Origin of the sequence: Shewanella maritima, assembly GCF_043643735.1 — a bacterium.
GTDB classification, from domain to species: domain Bacteria; phylum Pseudomonadota; class Gammaproteobacteria; order Enterobacterales; family Shewanellaceae; genus Shewanella; species Shewanella maritima_A.
In genome coordinates, this window is sequence record NZ_JBHZSM010000019.1 from 60622 (window position 1) to 68162 (window position 7541).

Annotated in this window: 7 protein-coding genes; 3 read left to right on the forward strand and 4 right to left on the reverse strand. The window is 42.3% G+C overall.

The annotated features are described in order from the left end of the window. The first annotated feature begins 69 nt into the window (after window positions 1-69). Entirely contained in the window at window positions 70-1737 is a 1668-nt protein-coding gene (gene glnS, locus ACHUGF_RS16535) for a glutamine--tRNA ligase (RefSeq protein WP_394132859.1), read from the forward strand. A 66-nt stretch (window positions 1738-1803) separates the two neighbouring features. On the opposite strand, the gene ACHUGF_RS16540 is transcribed toward glnS, so the two are convergent. Next, window positions 1804-2400, reverse strand: coding sequence for a Yip1 family protein (locus ACHUGF_RS16540; protein ID WP_394132861.1), 597 nt, complete (start codon window positions 2398-2400; stop codon window positions 1804-1806). 300 nt (window positions 2401-2700) lie between these two features. Between ACHUGF_RS16540 and miaE the strand changes: the two genes are divergently transcribed. Further along, a complete protein-coding gene (gene miaE, locus ACHUGF_RS16545; RefSeq protein ID WP_394132862.1) occupies window positions 2701-3468 on the forward strand; it encodes a tRNA isopentenyl-2-thiomethyl-A-37 hydroxylase MiaE in 768 nt (255 codons plus the stop codon). 71 nt (window positions 3469-3539) lie between these two features. Here miaE and ACHUGF_RS16550 read toward each other — a convergent pair whose 3' ends face one another. Together ACHUGF_RS16550 and ACHUGF_RS16555 are read right to left on the reverse strand one after the other, a co-directional pair. After that, complete coding sequence (locus tag ACHUGF_RS16550) at window positions 3540-4256, reverse strand: UDP-2,3-diacylglucosamine diphosphatase (protein WP_394132864.1); 717 nt, start codon at window positions 4254-4256, stop codon at window positions 3540-3542. 3 nt (window positions 4257-4259) lie between these two features. Continuing rightward, window positions 4260-4754 (reverse strand): peptidylprolyl isomerase, encoded by a 495-nt coding sequence (locus ACHUGF_RS16555; RefSeq protein ID WP_394132866.1) that lies wholly within the window; start codon window positions 4752-4754, stop codon window positions 4260-4262. 144 nt (window positions 4755-4898) lie between these two features. Here ACHUGF_RS16555 and cysS point away from each other — a divergent pair, with 144 nt between their 5' ends. Beyond that, window positions 4899-6278, forward strand: a complete 1380-nt coding sequence (cysS, locus tag ACHUGF_RS16560) for a cysteine--tRNA ligase (RefSeq protein WP_394132868.1) — start codon at window positions 4899-4901, stop codon at window positions 6276-6278. Window positions 6279-6391: 113 nt separating this feature from the next. Here the strand turns inward: cysS and folD are convergent, their stop codons facing one another. Further along, on the reverse strand, window positions 6392-7246 hold the full coding sequence (folD, locus tag ACHUGF_RS16565; RefSeq protein ID WP_394132869.1) for a bifunctional methylenetetrahydrofolate dehydrogenase/methenyltetrahydrofolate cyclohydrolase FolD: 855 nt from the start codon (window positions 7244-7246) through the stop codon (window positions 6392-6394). Window positions 7247-7541 lie beyond the last annotated feature (295 nt).

A 7541-nucleotide genomic window follows, 5' to 3' on the forward strand; every position in this document is an offset into this window, starting at 1 on the left:
TAAGTCAGCGGGATCTGTAGGATCATCTGTTTTTTGTAAATATTACTGTTGAGTGCCAAGAGGAATTCCATGAGTCATATGGACACTGAAGTACGCCCAAGTAACTTCATTCGTAATATCATTGACGAAGATTTAAAAAGCGGTAAGCACAATCACGTGCATACACGCTTTCCGCCAGAACCGAATGGCTTCTTGCATATTGGTCATGCTAAGTCGATCTGTTTAAATTTCGGAATAGCTAAAGACTACCAAGGTCAATGTAACTTACGCTTTGATGATACGAACCCTGAAAAAGAAGATATTGATTACGTTAATTCAATTCAGGAAGACGTGAAGTGGTTGGGTTTCCAGTGGGCTGGCGATATTTGTTATTCATCTAACTATTTTGACCAATTACACCAGTATGCTGTCGAACTAATCAGTAAAGGTCTCGCTTATGTATGTTTCTTAAACGCTGAAGAAACTCGTGAGTATCGTGGTACTTTAACAGAGCCTGGTAAACCAAGCCCGTATCGTGACACCAGTGTTGAGGAAAACCTCGCCTTATTCGAAAAGATGCGTCTTGGAGAGTTTAAAGAAGGTGAATGTGCACTGCGTGCCAAAATTGATATGGCTTCGCCATTTATGTGCATGCGTGACCCGATAATATACCGTATACGCTTCGTACATCACCATCAAACAGGTGATAAGTGGTGCATCTATCCAATGTATGATTTTACACATTGTATTTCAGATGCGATTGAAAATATCACCCACTCAATTTGTACGTTAGAGTTCCAAGATAACCGTCGCTTATATGACTGGGTACTTGATCACCTTGATGACTTTCAAGCGCCAAATCGTACCCGTCAATATGAGTTCTCAAGGTTAAACCTTGAATATACGCTAATGAGTAAGCGTAAACTAAATGACCTCGTAGAACGAAAACTTGTTTCTGGTTGGGATGATCCGCGTATGCCAACGATTGCTGGATTACGTCGCCGTGGCTACAGTGCTGCATCAATCAGGGAGTTCTGTCAGCGTATCGGTGTGACTAAGCAAGAAAACATGGTTGAAGTAGCTATGTTAGAGGCGTGCATTCGTGAAGATTTAAACGAAAATGCTCCGCGTGCAATGGCTGTGCTAAACCCAATTAAATTGGTTATTGAGAACTACCCGAATGCGCAGCCAGAAGTTATTAATGCACCTGCTCATCCAAACTTACCAGAAATGGGCACACGTGAAGTTGCATTTGGTAAAGAGATTTACATTGATGCAGATGACTTCCGTGAGGAAGCAAACAAGAAATATAAGCGTTTGGTTTTAGGCAAAGAAGTCCGTTTACGTAATGCTTATGTGATTAAAGCTGAACGTTTTGACCAAGATGAAGATGGAAATGTGACTACGGTTTACTGTAGCTACGACGATCAAACACTTGGGAAGAACCCTGCTGATGGCCGTAAAGTTAAAGGTGTTATTCATTGGGTTGAAGCATCTACTGCTAAGCCTGCTGAATTTCGTCAATATAGCCGTTTGTTTAAAGAAGCTAACCCAGCTGAATTTACAACGGTTGACGAAGCATTAAACCCTGAATCGTTAGTCGTGACTCATGGTGTCGTTGAAGCAAGTTTACAGAATGCGCCTGCTGAAAAAGCTTATCAATTCGAGCGTGAAGGCTATTTCTGTGCTGACAGTAAAGACTCAAATGCTGATAACCTAGTGTTTAACTTAACCGTGCCATTACGTGAATCATTCTAACTGAAGTTCTTCAACAAAAAATGCCAGTCAATCGACTGGCATTTTTTTATGAGGATACTTTACCGATTACTGAAGCATTGGACCAAAACCCATGCTCCATAAGATTACGCTTGATGCCATTAAGGCGACTAATAATACTAAACCAGCAGTTACCACTGAACTTGCGTAAATAAAACCTTTTTCCTCCGGTATATTCATAATAATCGGCACACCTGCGTATAAGAGGTAAACCGAGTATGCAAGGCCTGCAAGCCCCACTACCATAATGAACCACAGTACTGGGTAAAGTGCGGCTAAGCCCACCATAAATAATGGCGTAGCGGTATAAGCGGCTAACTCGAGAGCTTGGGTAAAGGTTGGATTGGCATCAAATGTTTTACCCATCCAGTAAGCAAGGTAAGCCAGCGCCATCACACCGCCAATTAAGCCAAAGTACATGCCTACAGACATAAACATAGCGCTCTTGCTGGTTAAATAAAGAAGTTCGCCAGCACCTGGGTTCCAGCCAATATGCGCCGTTGCAATATAAGAACAAATAGCCGGTATTAATGCGATGAGTAAAACGTGGCTGAGGCTACTTTTTGTTGCCTCGTGGTTACGTTCAATTGTTTGCCACTCTTGTTTTGGATGAGTGTATAGCCCCATTAAGTGATTTAGTATCATTATAATTATCCTTGTTTCGCAAATTATGACTAGCTCGCCAAACAACGACGAACTGACTGCAGCATGCCAATCGCCTTAATCAGTCCCACACTACTCATAATCTGAGTAACAGCTTCTTATTCCATTCATTGAAGCTTATCCACTTAAGGTGATCGCTACACAAGTTAACAAAAGGTTAAATGTGTTTAGTCTATTTATTGAACATAAAACCGTATTCGTCAAGTGGTTTTATGATTATCGCTAGGTTTAGCCCTGTGGCCTCAGTACAATAATGACAAACATTGCTTTGGTTAGGTTGAAATGGAACAAATATTAGCGCCGATAAATCAATTCCTTGGATGTGAAACGCCTGATGAATGGATTGCGTTCGCTTCTCGTCGTGAGAGCTTACCCACTTTACTTATCGACCACTGCAATTGTGAGTTAAAAGCAGCGCAAACGGCTATCGCTTTATTGCGTAAATATGCGGTGAATGACGTGAGCCAAGATGCGTTAAAGCAATGGGCGCAACCTTATGCAGACCTTGTTTATGATAAACAACGTGATGTTGACGCCTTCCTTAATGCAGATAATAAGAAAAATGATATTGCATCAGCATTGACCGCAGTAACGACGCTATCAATTAGTGAAGATCTCATTGATAAAATGGTGCGTTTAGTCAAAGAGGAGTTTCATCACTTTGAACAAGTGTTACAGATTATGCAAAAGCGCGGTATTGCATATGAAAATAGACGTGCAGGACGTTACGCTAAGCAACTGATTGCACAAGTTCGTACCTATGAGCCTCAAGCCTTGATTGATAAACTAATTATCGGGGCATTTATTGAAGCAAGATCCTGTGAACGCTTCGCGAAGTTATCGCCACACCTTGATGAAGAGCTTAGCAAGTTTTATGTATCTCTACTTCGATCAGAAGCAAGACATTATCAAGATTACTTGTCGTTAGCACAGTCATTATCTGATGAGGATATTGCACCTAGAGTGGCACAGTTTGCCGAAATTGAGGCGACTCTAATCCAATCACCAGATGAGCAGTTTCAGTTTCACAGTGGTATTCCGAGTTTTTAAAGGCTAGGTGCCAACAGTTATCTGTTGACGTCAAGCGAGGCTCGTTGGAGCAAGGTGAAATGTCGGTTGGTTTACTTAGGCTCAAAAGGCAATTGCTGTAGTTCTATGCCTTGTTGGTTAATTACTAAAACGCTGCCTTGTTCATACCAGTCACCGACAACAATACGTTGTTTATTGTTAGCTAGATGGTGAATGGCTGGTCTATGAGTATGGCCGTGGATCATATGCTCGCACTTTGTTTTAGTCATCAACGCATCAACCGCTTCAGCTTCCACATCCATGATTTGAACGCTTTTGTATTGGTTGCCAGCTTTACTTTTATTTCGAATATTTGCCGCAATACTTAGACGCTTAGACTTGGGGAGCTTGCCATAGAGCCAACGAACCCAAGCGATACTTCTAAATTTACGAAAACGCTGATAGGCCTTATCTAGGGTACACAAACTGTCTCCATGAAGTACCACAGTCGATTTACCGTACAAATCTAACGTGACGACCTCAGGTAAAATGGTCATGCCTGCTTTAGAGCAAAAGTCTTTACCCACCATAAAATCACGATTGCCGTGAATGAAATAGACTGGGGTGTGCTTGGCAACGCTGCGAATGCTGTTGGCAATCGCTAAAGCAAATGGCTCGGCAATATCATCACCCACCCATACTTCAAACAAATCACCAATAATGTATAAAGCCTCAGCATTGTTTAGCTGATGCAAAAACTGATTAAAGGCCTGAGTAATATCAGGGCGATCTTCACTGAGGTGCAGATCGCCAATAAAGACTGTATTCACGGATTAGTCTTTTACTGTCACGCCAGTGATGACCACGGCCTCTAGTGGCACATCTTGATGCATGCCACGGTTGCCTGTACTCACACCTTTGATTTTCTCAACGACATCCATGCCTTCAACGACTTCACCAAACACACAGTAGCCCCAACCTTGAGTTGATTCATTCTTGAAGTCTAAGAAGGTGTTGTCACCAACATTGATGAAGAACTGAGCCGTTGCTGAGTGTGGGTCTGAAGTGCGCGCCATTGCAATGGTACCTTTAGTATTTGAAAGGCCGTTATTTGCTTCATTTTTAATGGTCTCGCCAGTGCTTTTTTGCACCATATCTTCAGTGAACCCGCCACCTTGGATCATGAATCCGTCAATCACGCGGTGGAAGATAGTACCGTCAAAAAAACCTTCATTGGCATACTTTAAAAAGTTTTCAGCGGTAATAGGGGCTTTTTCAGCGTTTAAAGACAGTACGATATCGCCTGAATTAGTGTGTAATGTGATCATGGTTGTTTACCTTGAATAAAATTGTGGCGAGATCTTAACTGATATCAGAAGCTTCATAAAGTGTTGTGTTCAAAACCCGTTGCAACATGCTAGACTGCCGACATATTAGTGAATACGCAACTCCCGTTCGAAAGAGAAGTAGAAATGTTGAAAATATACAATAGTATGAGCCGTGAAAAGCAAGAGTTTAAACCGATTAATCCAAACAAAATTGGCATGTATGTGTGTGGTATCACCATCTATGATTTTTGTCATATCGGTCATGGTCGTACGTTTGTTTCTTTTGACATGATTGTCCGTTATTTACGTTACGTCGGTTACGAGGTGAATTACCTACGTAATATCACTGACGTGGACGACAAAATTATTAAACGTGCTAACGAAAACAACGAAAGTTGTGATGCATTAACTGAGCGTTTAATTGGCGAAATGCATAACGATTTCGATGCACTAAATATGTTGCGCCCTGATTTTGAGCCACGTGCAACGCTACACATTGACGAAATCATTGAAATGGTTGAAACCCTGATTGCAAAAGATCATGCCTATGTTTCTGAAAGTGGTGACGTACTATTCAGTGTCGCGTCATTTGCCGAATACGGTCGCTTATCAGGTCAAAACTTAGAGCAACTTCAAGCAGGGGCTCGCGTAGAAGTAGAAGATACTAAACGTGATCCAATGGACTTTGTGCTTTGGAAAATGTCTAAACCTGGTGAACCAACATGGGAGTCACCATGGGGGCCAGGCCGTCCAGGTTGGCACATTGAATGTTCAGCAATGAACAGCAAGCACCTTGGAGAGCACTTTGACATTCACGGCGGCGGAAGCGATTTACAGTTCCCTCATCATGAAAATGAAATTGCGCAATCATGCTGTGCACATGGTACTCAATATGTAAATTATTGGATGCATACTGGCATGGTGATGGTTGATAAAGAAAAAATGTCTAAATCATTAGGCAATTTCTTTACTATCCGTGATGTGCTTGAGCATTATGACGCTGAGACGATTCGTTACTTCTTGTTATCTGGCCATTACCGTAGCCAGTTAAACTACTCAGAAGATAACTTAAAACAGGCTCGCTCAGCGCTTGAGCGTATGTACACCGCGTTGAAAGACTTAGATTTATCTGTGGCACCAGCTGATGATGCTGTATTTGTTGACAAGTTTAAAGCAGCCATGAACGATGACTTCAATACGCCTGAAGCATATTCAGTGTTATTTGATATGGTGCGCGAAATTAACCGCTTAAAGACAACTGATATGGCAACCGCTTCAGCATTAGGTGTCAGCTTTAAGCAGTTAGCGGATGTACTTGGTATTGTGAGCCAAACGCCAGAAACCTTTTTTAAAGGCGAGGGGAGCGATGATGAGGTTGCTGAAATCGAAGCGCTTATTGTTGAACGTAACCGTGCTCGTACCGAAAAAGACTGGGCTGCAGCAGATGTTGCAAGAGATCGATTAAATGAGTTAGGCGTGATTTTAGAAGATGGCGCACAAGGTACAACTTGGCGTAAGAAGTAACGCTTTACCTATTGCAGAACTTTCGCTGTAAAACTAAAAAAGCCTGCAAATGCAGGCTTTTTTAATGAATCAAATTTTGCAGTTAAAGGCAAAACCTCTCATTAGACCGTTAATTAGTCATGGTATTCTTCGGCAGCATACAAGGTATTTTCAAGCAAGCTGGCAATCGTCATTGGTCCAACACCGCCGGGTACTGGTGTTATGTGTGCGGCGTGCTTTGCTGCTGTTTCGTATTCAACATCACCAACTAATCTGCCATCTTCTAGGCGGTTAATCCCTACATCAATCACAATTGCGCCAGGTTTAATCCACTCACCTGGAATAAAACCAGGTTTGCCAACTGCTACCACGACTAAATCTGCTTGGCGCACTTTTGCTTCTAAATCTTTAGTGAAACGATGGCATGTTGTTGTCGTGCAACCCGCTAATAGCAGTTCTAGTGTCATTGGGCGACCAACAATATTGGATGCACCCACGACTGTCGCATCGAGTCCGTAGGTATCAACTCCAGTAGACTTAATTAACGTCATGATCCCCTTCGGCGTGCAAGAACGTAGTACTGGGATGCGTTGGGCTAGGCGACCGACATTATATGGATGAAAACCATCAACGTCTTTATCTGGGCGAATACGTTCAATGACTTTTGAGTCATCGATATGATCAGGTAAAGGTAATTGCACCAAAACGCCATCAATATTAGGGTCTTCGTTACATTGGTCAATTAACGCTAATAACGCTGTTTCTGATGTGCTCTCATCTAAGTCAAATGATTGTGACTCAAAACCCACTTCCTCACATGCTCGGCGTTTACTACCTACATAGACTTGTGAGGCAGCGTCACTTCCTACCAATATCACGGCTAGGCCTGGGATACGTTGTCCCGAAGCTTTACGGTCGGCGACTCTTTGTTTCAGGTCACTGCGAATTGATTGAGCGATTGCTTTGCCATCAATAATTTGAGCTGTCATAGCAGTTGATATTCCTTTAAATGCAAGAAGGGGGCTGATAGATTTACTGGGGCGCTATTCTAACAGGGTGTCAGACCAGTGTCATTGTGATACCTGTGACCTATATCGAAATAAACAGTTCATAAATGAGGGGTAATGCATCATATTAGCTGTTAAAATCAGCACCTAGTTAGAATCTCTAAAATAATCGTTGACGATGCCAGAACGACTCGCTAATATGCGCCCCGTTCTGAAGCATTTAGCTTTATAACTATTCCGGTGATTAGCGCAGTCCGATAGCGCATCACGGCTCTTT